The sequence below is a fragment of the Streptomyces sp. NPDC093065 genome (assembly GCF_044754585.1).
GTDB lineage: Bacteria > Actinomycetota > Actinomycetes > Streptomycetales > Streptomycetaceae > Streptomyces.
The window spans coordinates 1-16,730 of the sequence record NZ_JBIVPJ010000016.1; the positions used below are offsets into that span (position 1 = coordinate 1).

10 protein-coding genes are annotated in these 16,730 nt (G+C 68.7%); 8 read left to right on the forward strand and 2 right to left on the reverse strand.

Annotation, left to right across the window (positions count from 1 at the left end):
• Positions 1–129: 129 nt before the first annotated feature.
• Complete coding sequence (locus ACIQFU_RS25295) at positions 130–3,936, reverse strand: GH92 family glycosyl hydrolase (RefSeq protein WP_402554446.1); 3,807 nt, start codon at positions 3,934–3,936, stop codon at positions 130–132.
• A gap of 446 nt (positions 3,937–4,382) precedes the next feature.
• Between ACIQFU_RS25295 and ngcE the strand changes: the two genes are divergently transcribed.
• From ngcE to ACIQFU_RS25330, 7 genes are all read left to right on the forward strand, one after another.
• Complete coding sequence (gene ngcE / locus ACIQFU_RS25300; RefSeq protein WP_402554447.1) at positions 4,383–5,831, forward strand: N-acetylglucosamine/diacetylchitobiose ABC transporter substrate-binding protein; 1,449 nt, start codon at positions 4,383–4,385, stop codon at positions 5,829–5,831.
• An 85-nt stretch (positions 5,832–5,916) separates the two neighbouring features.
• Entirely contained in the window at positions 5,917–6,843 is a 927-nt protein-coding gene (locus ACIQFU_RS25305; RefSeq protein WP_402554448.1) for a carbohydrate ABC transporter permease, read from the forward strand.
• Between the two features lie 3 nt (positions 6,844–6,846).
• Positions 6,847–7,770, forward strand: a complete 924-nt coding sequence (locus ACIQFU_RS25310; protein WP_402554449.1) for a carbohydrate ABC transporter permease — start codon at positions 6,847–6,849, stop codon at positions 7,768–7,770.
• A gap of 214 nt (positions 7,771–7,984) precedes the next feature.
• Positions 7,985–9,196 (forward strand): ROK family protein, encoded by a 1,212-nt coding sequence (locus tag ACIQFU_RS25315; RefSeq protein WP_402554450.1) that lies wholly within the window; start codon positions 7,985–7,987, stop codon positions 9,194–9,196.
• A gap of 133 nt (positions 9,197–9,329) precedes the next feature.
• Positions 9,330–10,433: a sugar ABC transporter substrate-binding protein gene (locus ACIQFU_RS25320; protein ID WP_402554619.1), complete on the forward strand. Its 1,104-nt coding sequence runs from the start codon at positions 9,330–9,332 to the stop codon at positions 10,431–10,433.
• A 161-nt stretch (positions 10,434–10,594) separates the two neighbouring features.
• On the forward strand, positions 10,595–11,386 hold the full coding sequence (locus tag ACIQFU_RS25325; RefSeq protein ID WP_393633034.1) for an ATP-binding cassette domain-containing protein: 792 nt from the start codon (positions 10,595–10,597) through the stop codon (positions 11,384–11,386).
• Positions 11,383–12,675: a sugar ABC transporter permease gene (locus tag ACIQFU_RS25330; RefSeq protein WP_402554451.1), complete on the forward strand. Its 1,293-nt coding sequence runs from the start codon at positions 11,383–11,385 to the stop codon at positions 12,673–12,675. The genes ACIQFU_RS25325 and ACIQFU_RS25330 overlap by 4 nt, the downstream gene beginning before the upstream one ends.
• A 114-nt stretch (positions 12,676–12,789) precedes the next feature.
• On the opposite strand, the gene ACIQFU_RS25335 is transcribed toward ACIQFU_RS25330, so the two are convergent.
• Positions 12,790–14,313: a glycosyl hydrolase family 18 protein gene (locus ACIQFU_RS25335; RefSeq protein ID WP_402554452.1), complete on the reverse strand. Its 1,524-nt coding sequence runs from the start codon at positions 14,311–14,313 to the stop codon at positions 12,790–12,792.
• Between the two features lie 418 nt (positions 14,314–14,731).
• On the opposite strand from ACIQFU_RS25335, the gene dxs reads away from it, so the two are divergent.
• Positions 14,732–16,660, forward strand: a complete 1,929-nt coding sequence (gene dxs / locus ACIQFU_RS25340; RefSeq protein WP_402554453.1) for a 1-deoxy-D-xylulose-5-phosphate synthase — start codon at positions 14,732–14,734, stop codon at positions 16,658–16,660.
• The last annotated feature ends 70 nt before the right edge of the window (positions 16,661–16,730 follow it).

Sequence of the window (16,730 nt, forward strand, 5' to 3'; positions counted from 1 at the left end):
GGGGCGGGGGGCCCCCCCTTTTTTTGGTCCCGGGGGGGGCTGGGGGTTGGGGGGGGGGGCCCCCCCGGGGGGGGGGGGGCGGGGGCCGCGCCCCGCCCCCCCCGCCCGTTCGTCGGCGGGGTACGTCGCCTACGCCAGCAGCTCCACCTCCGCCAGCGTGTGCTCGCCGTCCAGGACCAGCCGGTACTTGGCGTACGAGCCCGGGGACTTCACCGAGAACGCCCGCGTCTGCCGGTCCCAGGCGAAGGACTCGCCCGCACGCCGGTCCAGCGTCTTCCAGGTCGTGCCGTCGGCCGAGCCCTGGAGTTTCCAGCCGGCCGGTGCCGCGGTGTGGTCCGCCGACGAGGTGAGCGTGTACTGGACCGCCTTGACGCCCTTGCCGGACACCGGCAGGTCCACCGACGTCACCTTCGCGTCCGTGCCCGACGTGTTGTCGAACAGGGCACCCTCGCCGGTGATCGTGTCGGCGCGCGGGGTCGCCACCTCGTCGCCCTCGGTGATCGACGGCGGCGCCGCGTTCTTGCCGGTGCCCCACGAGGAGGGCTTCGCCCCCATGTCGAACTCCAGGACGCCGCCCTTCGCGAGCAGCGAGTGGGGGAGCGAAGTGGAGTTCCAGCGCTTGCCGTTGACCTTCAGGCCCTGCACGTAGACGTTCTTCGTGCTGTTCTTCGGCGCCTTGACGACCAGCTCGCGGCCGTTCTCCAGGTGGACCGTGGCCTTGGTGAACAACGGGGACCCGACGGCGTACTCGCCGCTGCCCATCACCAGCGGGTAGAAGCCGAGCGAGGAGAAGAGGAACCAGGCCGACTGCTCGCCGTTGTCCTCGTCGCCGTGGTAGCCCTGCCCGATGTCGCTGCCGGTGTACAGGCGCTGGAGCACCTCGCGGATGTTCTTCTGCGTCTTGTACGGCTGGCCGGCCGCGTCGTACATGTACAGGGCGTGGTGGGCGACCTGGTTGGAGTGGCCGTACATGCCCATGCGGACGTCGCGCGCCTCGACCATCTCGTGGATGACGCCGTTGTAGGAGCCCTTCAGCTCCGGGGAGGCCGTCTCCGGCGTCGAGAGGTACTCGTCGAGCTTGTCGCCGAGGCCCTTTCGGCCGCCGTACAGGTTGGCGAGGCCGCGGCTGTCCTGCGGGGCGGTGAAGGCGTAGCCCCAGCCGTTGGTCTCCGTGTAGTCGTAGCCCCACACGCGCGGGTCGTACTTCTCGGAGTCCACGCGCCAGTCGCCCTTGGCGTCCTTGCCCTGGAAGAAGCCGGCCTTCGCGTCGAAGAGGTTGACGTAGTCCTGGGCGCGGTTGAGGAAGTAGGCGGCCTCCTCCTTGTAGTGCTTCTCGCCGGTCTCCTTGTAGAGCTTCTCGCCCATCCTGGCGATGCCGTAGTCGTTGAGGTAGCCCTCCAGCGCCCACGACAGGCCCTCGTGGGTCTCGGTGCTGGTGTAGCCGAGGAAGGGCGAGGTGTCCATGCCCTTGCGGCCCACACCGGAGGACGGGGGCACGACGGTGGCGTTCTTGAGGGCCGCGTCGTACGCCGCCTTCGCGTCGAAGTCGACGCCCTTGACGTAGGCGTCCGCGAAGGCCACGTCGGAGGAGGTGCCGGTCATCAGGTCCGCGTAGCCGGGGGAGGACCAGCGCGAGGTCCAGCCGCCGTCCTTGTAGTGCTGCACGAAGCCGTCGACGAGCTCACCGGCCTGGGAGGGGGTGAGGAAGGAGTACGCGGGCCAGGTGGTCCGGTACGTGTCCCAGAAGCCGTTGTTGACGTAGACCTTGCCGTCCACGATCTTCGAGCCGGTCTCCGTCGGAGTGTCCTCCTTGACCGCCTTGGAGAACGGGGAGGCGTACCTGTACTTCCCGTCGACCTTCTCGTGGCCCGAGTTCGGGTACAGGTACAGGCGGTAGAGGCTGGAGTACAGCGTGGTCAGCTGGTCCTGCGTGGCGCCCTCGACCTCGACCTTGCCGAGGATCGCGTCCCACTGCTTCCGGGCGTCGCGCTTGACCTTGTCGAAGGAGGCGCGCTTCGGGATCTCCCGGCGCAGGTTGTCCTTCGCCTGGTCGACGCCGATCAGCGAGGTCGCGATGCGCAGTGTCACGGCGTGGTCCCGGCCGGCGTCGAAGCGCAGGTGGCCCTTGACGCCGCTGGAGTCGCCGCCGGTGACCTTGCTGTCGAACTCGCCGTAGACGAAGAGGCGGGTGGCGCCGGTGGAGCCGCCGGACTTGACGTCCGAGTAGCCGGTGAAGGTGCCGTTCTCCTTGTCCAGGGTCAGGCCGGCCTGGTCCTCGACGTTGTCGAAGATCACGCTCGCGTCGTCACCGGGGTAGGTGAAGCGCATCATCGCCGCGTGGTCGGTCGGCGCCATCTCGGCCTTGACGCCGTTCTCGAACCGCACGCCGTAGTAGTACGGCCTGGCGGTCTCGTTCTCGTGCCGGAAGGCCAGCTCGCGGGCTTCCCGGCCGGTGTCCGGGGTGCCGGAGGCGGCCGAGGGCATCACCTGGAAGGTCTGCCGGTCGCCCATCCACGGGCTCGGCTCGTGGCTCGCGCTGAACGCCTGCAGGGTGGGCAGGTTGTCGTCGTTGTTGCCGCGCGCGTATTCGTAGAGCCAGCTGAGCGAACCGGCGTTGGTCACCGGCGTCCAGAAGTTGAAGCCGTGCGGCACGGCGGTCGCCGGGAAGTTGTTGCCGCGCGAGAAGCTGCCGCTGGAGTTGGTGCCGCGGGTGGTGAGCGCGTAGTCGGACAGGTGGGCCTCGGGGCGCTCGGGCGCGGCCCGCCCGATCTCCACGTCGTCCAGCCAGCCGCGGAACTTCGCCGGGCCCTTGGGGGAGTCGTACGCCACCAGGATCCGGTCGACGGTCTTGCCGGCCGCGACCGAGCCGATGCCCGACTCGACGCTGTTCCACTGGTTGACGTAGAGGACCTTGGCGTCGCCCTGACCGCGCGGCGTCAGCGGGAACCCGTGCTGGTCGGTGGCCCTGAGGTCGCTCAGGTAGGTGCCGTCGGTGAAGGCGAGGTCGACGGAGACGTTCGTGGCGTCGTAGTCGAGGTCGCCGTCCGCCATCGACGGGAAGATCTTGTACGACAGCTCGGTGCGCCGGTCGACCTTCACGTCGACGTCGAAGACCTTGTTGTACGAGTAGGCCCGGCCGTCGGCCGTGTGGCGGCCCGCGTAGCGCAGCGCGTGGGTGCCGGTGAAGCCCGCGTCGGCCTTGGCGGTCGGCGAGCCCGCCGGGCCCTCGTCGACCGAGGAGAGCATGTCCTCGGGGGTGGGGACCTCGGTGTCGGCGGTGGCCAGCTGGACGTCGGCGAGCTGGAGGGCGTCACCGGCGCCGTTGTTCTTGGTGATCTCCAGCCGGAAATGCTGGAATTCCGCGGTCTTCGCCAGTTCGTACGTCTTGGTCTGGAAACGCTCGCCGAAGCTTTCCCCCGAGCGGGTGTCCAGGGTCTGCCAGTTCTCGCCGTCGGCCGAGCCCTGCAGTGTCCAGTCCGCCGGGTCGCGTTCGTCGTGGTCGTTGGCCGAGGTGAGCGCGTACTTGGCGATCTTCTGCGGCGCGTCCAGGTCGAACTCGACCCAGCCGGTCGGGGCGAAGGTCAGCCACTTGGTGCCCGGCTCGTTGTCGACGAGGTTCTCCTTGACCTCCCCGCCGCCCGTGTTCTCGGCGCTGGCCCGCACATCGGTGACGTTCTCCGTGACGTTGCCCGGTATGCCGGTGCTGAAGCCGCCGTCCACGCCGGAGGCCCGCTTGCCGCCGTCCGCGCCGGTGTCCACGGTGTCGGTCCAGTCCGGGGCCGGGTCGCCGGCCTCGAAGGACGACGCGAACTCCCGGTCGGCCTTCGCGGGCGCGCCGGGCAGGGCGACCGCCGCCCCCTGCGAGCCCACCGCCAAGGCGAAGGCGGTCGCCGTCACGACCGCCGGACCCCATCTGTGCCGAACTCTGTACTGCATGTCCTGGCCACCCTCCCAGCGCTGGGGACAACGTTGTCAATTCAACTGCGCAAGGACCAGTAGGGGTCAAGTGGCAAGTGATGTCAAGGGTGTTGGATGTGGCGTTCGGGGGTTATGGCGGGGAATCCCACGGCATGCGATGCACAGGGCACTCATATTTCCGGGAGGTCTCAACTCGGAAAAGACGTACCGGGAACCTTGCATTCGATCTTGCTCCGCCGACGGAAAGTGGACTATACCTGTCGGCCACCGGGGGATACGGGGGGAACCGCGACGAGGAACCGCCCAAGCGCCCGAACAGCGGTGACGGCATCCGTGACCGCACAGCAGTACCCGCTTTTCCTGTACGGCCCAGCAGCAACCAGCACGACCCAGCGTGACCCGATCGCGGTGCCGGGGAGGATCCGGTTCACCGCCTGAGTCCTGGAGAAGGCGAGGACTTGAGCATGGGATCCACTTCCGCCGAGAACAACGGTAAGGGCGTCGGCCGCCGCGATCTGATCAAGCGGTCCGCCGCGCTCGGCCTGATCTCCGTACCGACCATGAGCTTCCTGTCCGCCTGCGCGAGCGGCGGCGGGGACGACCAGGAGAAGGCCAAGGCGGGCGAGAAGTCCGCCAAGAACCCGCTCGCGGTCAACGAGAGCGCCCAGATGGAGTTCGTCCTCTTCGACGGAGGCTTCGGCAAGGAATACGCCGAGGACGCCGTGAAGCTGTACGAGAAGGCCTTCCCGAAGGCCAAGGTGAAGTTCGCGGCCACCCAGAAGATCCAGTCCACCCTGCAGCCGCGCTTCAACGGCGGCAACCCGCCCGACCTCGTCGACAACTCCGGCGCCGAGCAGATGGACATGGGCGTCCTGGTCGGCAAGAAGCAGCTCGCCGACCTCACCCCGCTCCTCGACGCGCCGTCCTACGACGACCCGAACAAGAAGGTCCGCGACACGCTGCGCCCCGGCATCGTGGAGATGGGCCAGTTCGACGGCGACCCCGTCTGGATCCTGTACTACGCCTACACGGTGTACGGGAACTGGTACTCGAAGAAGGCGCTGGACTCCCTGGACGCGGAGTACCCCAAGACCTGGGACGAGATGCTCGCGGTCTGCGCCAAGGCCAAGAAGAAGGGCATGGCCGGCTGGACGTACGCGGGCAAGTACCCGTACTACATCCCCTTCTCGATGTCCCCGATGATCGCCAAGGTCGGCGGCCGCGATGTGCTCGACGCCATCGACAACCTGGAGCCGAACGCCTGGAAGCACCCGGCGGTCAAGACGGTCTTCGAGGCCTGGTACGAGCTGTACAAGAAGGGCTACGTCCTCAAGGGCACCCCGGGTCTGGACCACATCCAGTCGCAGACCGCGTGGGCCAAGGGCAACGCCCTGTTCATCCCCAACGGCTCCTGGGTGGAGAACGAGTCGGCCAAGGTCATCCCCGCCGACTTCGACCTCGCCGTCTCCGCGCCGCCCGGCATCGACGACTCCGACAAGATGCCCTTCGGCACCATCTGGGCGTCCGGCGGCGAGCCCTTCATCGTCCCCGCCAAGGCGGCCAACGGCGCGGGCGGCATGGAGCAGCTGCGCGTCATGCTGAGCGAGGCGTCCTCCAAGAACTTCACCAGCAAGGTGAAGTCGCTGAGCGCCTACAACGGCGGCACCGACGGCATCGAGCTGACCCCCGGCCTCAAGTCCGGTGTCGCGGCGCTGGAACTGGCCGGCGACAACGTGGTGAACCCGCGTATGCAGGACTGGTACGTGCAGCTCCAGAAGGAGAAGATCGGCGTCTCCTGCCTGGGCGAGATGATGGCGGGCCGGATGACCCCGGCCGAGACCATCAAGAAGATCCAGGGCTACGCCGACGAAGCCGCCAAGGACTCGTCGATCAAGCACTACAAGCACCAGTGAGGACGCGTCACCAGGGCCTGTCCGGCGCCACCGCGCCGGGCGGGCCCTGGCGGCGCCACCCGCGCGCAGATCGGGGTCGGTAGCAATGCAGCACGGCAAGTACCGGTTCATCGTGGGGTTCCTGGCGGTACCCCTGGGACTGTACGCGCTCTTCGTCATCTGGCCGTTCATCCAGTCCATCTACTACTCGTTCACGGACTGGACGGGGCTGAGCCCCGAGTACAAGATGGTCGGATTCGACAACTACTCGCGGATGCTCGACGACGACATCTTCTGGAAGTCGTTGCAGCACAGCGTGATGTTCGCGCTGCTGGTGCCGCTGGTGACACTCAGCCTTGCGCTGTTCTTCGCCTTCATGATCAACGTGGGCGGACGCCGCCGCCGGGGAGGCCCGGCCGTCACGGGTGTGCGCGGCTCCGGCTTCTACAAGATCGTGTACTTCTTCCCGCAGGTCCTGTCCATCGCGATCGTCGCCCTGCTGTTCCAGTTCGCGTACAACCCGGACAGCGGCGCGATCAACTCCCTGCTGCGCGGCATCGGCCTCGACTCCCTCCAGCCGCTGTGGCTCGGCGACCCCAACATCGCCCTGTGGTGCGTGATGGCGGTGCTCGTCTGGTCGACGGTCGGCTTCTTCGTGGTCCTCTTCTCCGCGGGCATGGCCTCCATCCCGGCGGAGCTCTACGAGGCCGCGCTGCTGGACGGGGCGAACCGCGCCACCACCTTCTTCAAGGTGACCCTGCCGCTGCTGTGGGACACCGTGCAGTCCGGCTGGGTCTACATGGGCATCCTCGCGCTGGGCGCCGAGTCCTTCGCGGTCGTGCAGATCATGACGACCGGACCCGGCGGACCCGACTACTCGACCACCGTCATGGTCCTGTACGTGTACCAGAAGGCGTTCCGTGACGGTCAGGCCGCCTACGCCACCACCATCGGCGTCGCCCTGCTCGTCGTCACGCTGGCCTTCGCCGCCGTCGTGATGCGGCTGGGCCGGCGCGAGCGGCTGGAGTACTGATCAATGAAGACGACCGAGACCCCCGCCCCCGTGCCCGCCGAGCCCGGCACGCCCGTCCTGAAGGCCCAGGCCGCCCCCGGCGGACTCAAGGAGGGGAAGAAGGAGGGCACCACCCTCAACGTCTTCTCCCACGGCGTCCTCGTCATCTGGGCGATCATGGTCGGCATGCCGCTGGTGTGGGCGGTGATGACCTCCTTCAAGGACGACGCCTCCATCTTCGGCTCGCCCTGGTCGCTGCCCGACAAACTGAACTTCGACAACTGGTCGCGGGCCTGGTCCCAGGCGCACATGAGCGACTACTTCCTCAACACCATTCTGGTGGTGGGCGGTTCGCTCGTCGGCACCCTGGTGCTGGGTTCCATGGCGGCCTACGTACTGGCCCGGTTCGACTTTCCGGGCAACCGGTTCATCTATTACTTGTTCATCGCCGGCATGAGTTTCCCGATCATGCTCGCCCTGGTCCCGTTGTTCTACGTCGTGGACAACATGGGAATGCTGAACACCATCCACGGGCTGATTCTGGTCTACATCGCTTATTCACTGCCGTTCACGGTGTTCTTCCTGACCGGTTTCTTCAGAACCCTGCCCAGTTCGGTGGCCGAGGCCGCCTTCGTGGACGGCGCCTCGCACAGCCGGACGTTCTTCCAGGTCATGCTGCCGATGGCCAAGCCCGGCCTGATCAGCGTGGGGATCTTCAACTTCCTGGGTCAGTGGAACCAGTACATGCTGCCGACCGTGCTGAACACCGACCCGGACAAGCACGTCCTCACCCAGGGCCTGGTGCAGCTGGCGGTCAGCCAGGGGTACAAGGGCGACTGGTCGGGCCTGTTCGCCGGCCTGGTCATGGCGATGCTGCCGGTGCTGGCCGCGTACATCATCTTCCAGCGCCAGGTGGTGCAGGGACTCACGGCGGGTGCGCTGAAGTAGCGCCTCCCGGCCCCGGAAACCCCGGACACCTCACCCGCATGCCGCTCCCGGACACCCGGGGGCGGCATGCTCATGTGCGCGGGGAGGCTCACACGGGACACCCGGATGCGGTTCAACCTCTTGACGGTAGGTGACCCGAACGGCTCTGCTTAGAGTTCACTAGTTGCACATGGAAGGGGCCTCGCCGAAGCGGCCCCGCGCGCAGGAGGTCGTCGTGGAGACTCCGGGGTCGCAGTCGTCGCTGCACCGAGCCAACCTGGAACGAGTCGTACGGGCGGTGCGGCTCGCCGGTTCGCTCACGCAGGCGGAGATCGCGAGGACGACGGGCCTGTCCGCGGCCACGGTCTCGAACATCGTCCGGGAACTCAAGGACGGCGGGACGGTCGAGGTCACACCCACCTCCGCGGGCGGGCGGCGGGCCCGCAGCGTCTCCCTGAGCGGCGACGCCGGCATCGTCATCGGGGTGGACTTCGGGCACACCCACCTGCGCGTCGCGGTCGGCAACCTCGCCCACCAGGTGCTCGCCGAGGAGTCCGAGCCCCTGGACGTCGACGCGTCCGCGGCCCAGGGCTTCGACCGGGCGGAACAGCTGGTCAGCCGGTTGATCGCGGCCACCGGCGTGGACCGCGCCAAGATCGCCGGAGTGGGTCTCGGCGTACCGGGACCGATCGACGTGGAGTCCGGAACGCTGGGTTCCACCGCCATCCTGCCCGGCTGGGGCGGCACCCGGCCCGCCGAGGAGCTGCGGGGGCGGCTCGGCGTGCCGGTGCACGTGGACAACGACGCCAACCTCGGCGCCCTGGGCGAGCTCGTCTGGGGCAGCGGCCGCGGGGTGCGGGACCTGGCGTACATCAAGGTCGCCAGCGGCGTCGGCGCCGGTCTGGTGATCAACGGGAAGATCTATCGCGGACCCGGCGGCACAGCGGGCGAAATCGGACACATCACCCTCGATGAGGCCGGTCCCGTCTGCCGGTGCGGCAACCGGGGTTGCCTGGAGACCTTCGCGGCAGCACGCTATGTGCTTCCGCTCCTCCAGCCCGGCCACGGCACCGATCTGACGATGGAGGGCGTGGTGCGGCTGGCGCGGGACGGTGACCCGGGCTGCCGTCGGGTGATCGCCGACGTCGGCCGCCACATCGGCAGTGGAGTCGCCAACCTCTGCAACCTGCTCAACCCGAGCCGAGTCGTCCTCGGCGGCGATCTCGCCGAGGCCGGCGAGCTCGTGCTCGGGCCCATAAGGGAGTCCGTCGGCCGTTATGCCATCCCCAGCGCGGCGCGCCAACTCTCCGTGCTTCCCGGGGCTCTTGGGGGCCGTGCGGAGGTGCTCGGGGCACTCGCCCTGGCCCTGAGCGAGATGGGCGATTCGACGCTCTTGGACGGATCTGCGACCGGCGCTCTGCCGGCGGCCACGCCTGCCTTCACTTAGAGCACGGATGGCACCGTTGTCATCTCGTTAAGGATTTACTTCTTGACGTCGCACGTGTGGCCGAGTTGACTTCCAGCCACCTCGGCCGCAACGTCGCGGCCTCGTCAGGGAGGTTTGTGAAGTGAACACGCGTATGCGTCGCGCCGCCGTTGCCCTCGCCGCCGGTGCCATGGCGGTCTCTCTCGCCGCCTGTGGCAGTGCCAAGGAGTCCGGCGACAACAACGACTCGTCCGACTCGGCCGCGAAGAAGGGCGACGACATCACGGTCGGCCTGCTCCTTCCGGAGAACCAGACCGCGCGGTACGAGAAGTTCGACAAGCCCATGATCGAGAAGAAGGTCAAGGAGCTCACGAACAACAAGGGCAAGGTCGTCTACAACAACGCCAAGCAGGACGCCAGCCTGCAGAACCAGCAGGTCGAGACGATGATCACCAACAAGGTGGACGTGCTGATCATCGACGCGGTGGACTACAAGGCCATCGCGGGCTCGGTGAAGAAGGCCCACGACGCCGGCATCAAGGTCGTCGCCTTCGACCGCCTGGCCGAGGGCCCGATCGACGCCTACACCTCGTTCGACAACGTCACGGTCGGCAAGACGCAGGGCGAGGCGCTTCTGAAGGCGCTGGGCGACAAGGCCAAGGACAGCCAGATCGTCATGATGAACGGGTCCTCCACCGACCCGAACGCCGCCCAGTTCAAGGAGGGCGCCCACTCCGTCCTCGACGGCAAGGTGAAGATCGGCCGCGAGTACGACACCAAGGAGTGGAAGCCGGAGAACGCCAACGCCAACATGGACGCGGCGATCTCCGCGCTCGGCAAGGACAAGATCCAGGGCGTCTACTCCGCCAACGACGGCATGGCGGGCGGTTCCATCACCGCCCTGAAGCGGGCCGGCATCACGAACATCCCGGTCACCGGCCAGGACGCCGAACTCGCGGGCGTGCAGCGCATCGTCACCGGTGAGCAGTACATGAGCGTCTTCAAGTCGTACCCGAAGGAGGCCGAGACCGCGGCCGAGATGGCCGTCGCGCTGGCCAAGGGCGAGTCGCTCGACTCCATCGCCAACGACAAGGTCGACAGCGCCACCACCAAGGGCGTTCCCGCGGTCATCGTCCCGGTGGTCTCGCTGACCAAGGACAACATCAAGGAGACCGTCATCAAGGACGGCTTCTACACGGTCGACGAGATCTGCACGGACAAGTACAAGGCCGCCTGCGACAAGATCGGCCTCAAGTAAGCGGACCCGCGTCCCGGGCCGGCTGAGCCGCCCGGGACCGGCCGCCCCAGCTCCTCCGGCGCCCCGCACTCATCAGCCCCGCAAGCTACGCGGGGCGCCGGACGGAACAACCCCCCAGCAAACTTCTGCACAACCTCCCGCCGGGTCAGGCGGCGAAGGAGATGGTTCACGTGTCCGCTACGCCCGTGCTGGCGTTGCGCGGGGTCTCCAAGCGATTCGGTGCCGTCCAGGCGCTCACCGACGTAGAGCTTGAGGTCCACGCCGGTGAGGTGGTCGCCCTGGTGGGCGACAACGGCGCCGGAAAGTCCACGCTGGTCAAGACGATCGCCGGCGTGCACCCCATCGATGAGGGCGCCATCGAGTGGGACGGCAGGGCCGTCTCGATCAACAGGCCGCACGACGCCCAGAGCCTCGGCATCGCGACCGTCTACCAGGACCTCGCGCTGTGCGACAACATCGACGTCGTCGGCAACCTCTACCTGGGCCGGGAGATCCGCAGGCGCGGCGTCCTGGACGAGGTGGAGATGGAGCGCCGCTCCCGCGAGCTCCTCGACACGCTGTCCATCCGCATCCCGAGCGTCCGCATCCCGATCGCCTCGCTCTCCGGCGGTCAGCGCCAGGTGGTGGCGATCGCCAGGTCCATGCTCGGCGAGCCCAAGCTGGTCATCCTCGACGAGCCCACCGCCGCCCTCGGCGTCGAGCAGACCGCGCAGGTCCTCGACCTCGTGGAGCGGCTGCGCGAGCGCGGCCACGCCGTCATCCTCATCAGCCACAACATGGCCGACGTCAAGGCGGTCGCCGACAAGGTCGCCGTCCTGCGCCTCGGGCGCAACAACGGCGTCTTCGAGGTCAAGTCGACCTCGCAGGAAGAGATCATCTCCGCCATCACGGGCGCCACGGAGAACGCCGTGACCCGTCGTGCGGCGCGCACCAATGGGGAGATCAAGAAGTGAGCATCGACAAGACCTCCACCCCCGCCGAGGACCACGCCGTGGAGAACCCCGCCGCGGCCTCCGGCGCGGCCACCGTGGTCGACCCGCGGCTGCTGGTGCGCGAGCAGGGCTTCGCGGGCTACCTCGGCGAGTTCAAGCGGAAGATGAAGGCCGGTGACCTCGGGTCCATACCGGTCGTCGTCGGACTGCTGATCATCTGGGCCATCTTCACCAGCCTGAACTCCAACTTCCTCACCGCCGGCAACATCTCCGACATGGCGGTCGCCATGGTCGGCACCGGCATGATCGCCGTCGGTATCGTCTTCGTCCTGCTGCTCGGCGAGATCGACCTGTCGGTCGGCTCGGTCAGCGGTGTCGCGGGCGCCACCTTCGCGGTGCTGAGCGTCACGCACGGGATGAACGAGTGGCTCGCCCTGCTGCTGTCGGTCCTCACCGGGACCGTGGCCGGCGCGATCCACGGCTTCGTCTTCGCCCGCATCGGCGTGCCGGCCTTCGCCGTGACGCTGGCCGGACTGCTGTTCTGGCAGGGCTTCATGCTGCAGATCCTGGGCAGCAACGGCACGATCAACCTCGACTCCGAGGGTGTGGTCGTGAAGATGACCAGCTACTACTTCAGCGACGTGGCCGCCGCCTACGGCCTGGCGATCGTCGTGACCGCGGGGTACTTCCTCACCGCGTTCTTCGACAACCGCCGCCGCGAGTCCGTCGGGGTGCCCTCCCGGCCGCTGAGCGAGATCGTCGTGCGCACGGTGCTGCTCGCGATCCTGGCGTTCGTCGTGGCGATCGTCTTCAACCAGTACAAGGGCCTGCCGCTGGCCGTGGTGATCTTCCTGGCGTTCCTGCTGCTCACGGACTTCGTCCTGCGCCGCACCGCCTACGGTCGCAAGATCTTCGCGCTCGGCGGCAGCGTCGAGGCGTCCCGCCGTGCCGGTATCAACGTCGAGCTGATCCGGATCTCGGTCTTCGCGATCGCCGGCGGCTTCGCCGCGATCGGCGGCCTCTTCGTGGCCTCCAAGATCGCCTCCGCCAACCAGGGCGCGGGCACCGGCGAGTTCCTGATGAACGTCATCGCCGCGGCCGTCATCGGCGGTACGTCCCTGTTCGGCGGCCGCGGCCGCACCTGGGACGCGCTGCTCGGTGTGATGGTCATCGTCTCGATCCAGTACGGCCTCGCCCTGGAGGGCATCGCCTCGCCGGTCCAGTACATGATCACTGGTGGCGTGCTGCTGGCGACCGTCGTCATCGACGCGATCACCCGCAAGACGCAGAAGACGGCCGGCCGCGCATAACCTCCCGCACGGCCGACGACGGTCCGCCCGCCCGCCCAGCTGAGCCCTGGGCCGGCGGGCGGACCGCTGTGCCGTGTCGGTGCGCCCTTCCCGTTCAGTGCGTCCGTCTTGTCGTCAGCAGGCGCCGAGGTCCTGCCAGACGCCCCACTGGCCGGTGGTCCCGGGCTCCTCGCCGGTCGTCCACCACTTGGCCTTCCAGTTGTGCCCCTCGTGGGACACCTGCTGCCCGCCGGTGTAGATCGCGCCCGAGCTCCACGGAGCGGCCGTGCACTGGCTGCCGTTGCCGCCGGTGACGGTCAGCGCGTACGTGGTGCTGCGGCTGCCGGACGGGCTGGTGCCCGTGACGGTGACGGAGTACGTCCCCGAGACCGCCTGGCCGGTGGTGGCGAGGGTCAGCGTCGACTGCCCGCCCGCCGTGACCGAGGCGGGGCTGAAGGACGCGGTGATGCCGGCCGGGACCCCGCTCGCCTTGAGCCGCACCGTCTCCGCCGTACCCGACTTCACCGCGGTCTTCACCGTGGTGGTGGCCCGGGAGCCCGCGGTCACCGTGCCGGAGGCCGGGGTGGCGGAGAGGGAGAAGTCGTTCTCCGGGGCGGTGCTGCCGCTCGTGAAGGGCGCGAAGACGTGCGAGAAGTCCCAGGTGTTCTGCTGGATGCCCGAGCAGTTGTCGGCCGCGCCGCCGCCCGCGCAGCCGCCGTTGTCGCGCTGGAGCGCCCAGAAGGAGAGCGTGTTGATGCCCTGGTCCAGGGCCCAGTCGTAGACCGTGCGGGCGTTGTCCAGGGTGAAGGTCTCCGCCGGTCCGAAGTCGTCGACGCCGATCATCTCGATGACGCCGATCATGTGCCACAGCTCGGCGGAGGACTTGTCCGGGTGGAGCCGGGCCAGCACGTCGTGCAGCCCCTGGGTCGCCGTCCGGGTGTCCCGGGCCATGTCGTGCTGCTGGTTGTCGTAGTAGTCGAACGTCATGAGGTTCACGACGTCGACCTCGGTGCCGTTCTTCACGGCGTTCTCGAGCAGGGCGACGCCGTTGCTCGCCGGGCCGCGGGTGGTCGTGGGCAGTGTGTAGGAGATCTCGACGTCGCGGCCGTTCGCGGCGGCCCAGTCCTGGACCAGCTTGATGGCCTTGTTGCGGCGGTCGATGCCCGCGGTGTTGTCCAGCGAGTCGATCTCGATGTCCATGTCGAGCCGGGTGACGTCGTAGGTCGTGATGACCTTCTCGTAGGCCGCGGCGATCTGCTGGACGTCGGTGCAGCTGTCGGCGATCTCGGTGCCGGTGGTGTCGGCCGTGTAGCCGCCGAACGAGGGGATGACGTCGCCGCCGTTCGCCTGGATGGTGTCGAAGTCGGCACCGAAGGTCGACTGGGCGATCGGCATCGACGTGTCGCCGTTCCAGTACGGCGTGCAGGAGCCCGCGGTCGCCGTCTGGAGGAAGGCCATGGTCAGGTGCTTGGCGCCCGACTGGGCGGCCAGCGCCGCCGGGCTCTCGCCGGTCCAGGCCTCGAAGTAGGGGGCGAAGACCCGGTCCGGCAGCGGGGTCGCCGCCTGGGCCGCGCCGGTGCCGGACAGGGCGAGGCCCATCGCGGCCACGGCGGTGGCGGCCGCGGTGACGGCCGCGCGGATGGAACGCATGCGTCTCATGTCAGTCCCGGTGTGTGTGGGGTGGAACGTCGATTCCCGTGCTGTGCTGGGGTGTTGCCGGGTACGGGAATATCGCCGGAGCACCGGGGGACGCAATGGTCTGGACCAGAATGGGACTAGACCAATCTGCCCGGCCGGTCACCACCGGGCCTGGACACCGTGCGCCCGGACGGACTGGACCACCCGGGTAAAGGTGTCCCCAAGCCGGACACCTGCGACCGGGCAGCCGGACCCCTGCGACCGGGCAGCCGGACACTCCCGGCCGGGATGACGTGGACCCGGCCGGGAAGACGTAGAAGGGCCCGCCGCTGGGTAAGGCCGAACGCGTGACGTACGACGCACCGCCCGGACACGTTCCGCCGGAGCGGAACATTAGACTCGACGAGCCCGGCAACAGCTCTACTGCAAGGAGGCACGGGTGCCGCTGCTGACCCGCATCACGGGACCGCGCGATCTGGACCGGCTCAGCCTGGAAGAGCTGACTCGGCTGGCCGAGGAGATCCGTACCTTCCTCGTCGACGCCGTCTCCAAGACCGGCGGCCACCTCGGCCCCAACCTCGGCGTGGTGGAACTCACCCTCGCCCTGCACCGCGTCTTCGACTCGCCGAAGGACAAGGTGCTCTGGGACACGGGCCACCAGTCCTACGTGCACAAGCTGCTCACCGGACGCCAGGACTTCTCGAAGCTGAAGATGAAGGGCGGCCTGTCCGGCTACCCCTCGCAGGGAGAGTCCGAGCACGACGTCATCGAGAACAGCCACGCCTCCACCGTCCTCGGCTGGGCCGACGGCATCGCCAAGGCCAACCAGGTCCTGGAGCGCGACGACCACGTCGTCGCCGTCATCGGCGACGGCGCGCTGACCGGCGGCATGGCCTGGGAGGCGCTGAACAACATCGCCGCCGCCAAGGACCGCCCCCTGGTCATCGTCGTCAACGACAACGAGCGCTCCTACGCGCCCACCATCGGCGGCCTCGCCAACCACCTGGCGACCCTGCGCACCACCGACGGCTACGAGCGCTTCCTGGCCCGCACCAAGGAGGTCCTGGAGCGCACCCCGGTCGTCGGACGACCCCTCTACGACACCCTGCACGGCGCCAAGAAGGGCCTGAAGGACTTCATCGCCCCGCAGGGCATGTTCGAGGACCTCGGCCTGAAGTACGTCGGCCCGATCGACGGCCACGACCTCGAGGCCCTGGAGTCCGCCCTCACCCGCGCCAAGCGCTTCGGCGGCCCCGTCATCGTGCACTGCCTCACCGAGAAGGGACGCGGCTACCAGCCCGCCCTGGCGGACGAGGCCGACCGCTTCCACGCCGTCGGCAAGATCCACCCCGACACCGGCCTGCCCATCTCCACCTCCGGCGCCGACTGGACGTCCGTCTTCGGCGACGAGATGCTCAAGCTCGGCAAGGAGCGGCAGGACGTCGTCGCCATCACGGCCGCCATGCTGCAGCCGGTCGGCCTCGACAAGTTCGCCAAGGCCTTCCCCGACCGCGTCTACGACGTCGGCATCGCCGAGCAGCACGGCGCCGTCTCCGCGGCCGGCCTCGCCCACGGCGGCGTCCACCCCGTCTTCGCCGTGTACGCCACCTTCCTCAACCGCGCCTTCGACCAGGTCCTGATGGACGTCGCCCTGCACAAGTGCGGCGTGACGTTCGTGCTGGACCGCGCCGGCGTCACCGGCACCGACGGCGCCTCCCACAACGGCATGTGGGACATGTCGATCCTCCAGGTCGTCCCCGGCCTCAGGCTCGCCGCACCGCGCGACGCCGACCAGGTCCGCGCCCAGCTGCGCGAGGCCGTCGAGGTGGACGACGCGCCGACCGTGGTCCGCTTCTCCAAGGGCGCCGTCGGCCCCGCCGTGCCCGCCGTCGGCCGCGTCGGCGGCATGGACGTGCTGCGCGCTCCCGGCACCGAGACCCCCGACGTGCTCCTGGTCTCGGTCGGCGCCCTCGCGCCGATGTGCCTGGAGGTGGCCGACCTGCTGAACAAGCAGGGCATCTCCACCACCGTCGTCGACCCCCGCTGGGTCAAGCCCGTCGACGAGGCCATGGCCCCGCTCGCCGAGCGCCACCGCGTGGTCGTCACCGTCGAGGACAACTCCCGTGTCGGCGGTGTCGGCTCCGCCGTCGCCCAGGCCCTGCGCGACGCCGGCGTCGACGTGCCGCTGCGCGACTTCGGCATCCCGCCGCGCTTCCTCGACCACGCCTCCCGCGCCGAGGTCCTGGCCGAGATCGGGCTCACCGCGCCCGACATCGCGCGCCAGGTCACCGGTCTGGTCGCCAGGCTCGACGGCAGGTACGACCGCACGGGCGCCGGGGTGGACCAGGTGGAGGCCGCGCGCGACTGACGCCGCGCACCCCGCGCTGAGCCGTATGGGCCGGTTCCACCACTCGTTGCAGTAGTGGAACCGGCCCATC

Coding starts and splice junctions, on each gene's coding strand:
- ACIQFU_RS25295 (WP_402554446.1), bottom strand. CDS start 3,936: ATGCAGTACAGAGTTCGGCACAGATGGGGTCCGGCGGTCGTGACGGCG.
- ngcE (WP_402554447.1), top strand. CDS start 4,383: ATGGGATCCACTTCCGCCGAGAACAACGGTAAGGGCGTCGGCCGCCGC.
- ACIQFU_RS25305 (WP_402554448.1), top strand. CDS start 5,917: ATGCAGCACGGCAAGTACCGGTTCATCGTGGGGTTCCTGGCGGTACCC.
- ACIQFU_RS25310 (WP_402554449.1), top strand. CDS start 6,847: ATGAAGACGACCGAGACCCCCGCCCCCGTGCCCGCCGAGCCCGGCACG.
- ACIQFU_RS25320 (WP_402554619.1), top strand. CDS start 9,330: ATGCGTCGCGCCGCCGTTGCCCTCGCCGCCGGTGCCATGGCGGTCTCT.
- ACIQFU_RS25325 (WP_393633034.1), top strand. CDS start 10,595: ATGGTTCACGTGTCCGCTACGCCCGTGCTGGCGTTGCGCGGGGTCTCC.
- ACIQFU_RS25335 (WP_402554452.1), bottom strand. CDS start 14,313: ATGAGACGCATGCGTTCCATCCGCGCGGCCGTCACCGCGGCCGCCACC.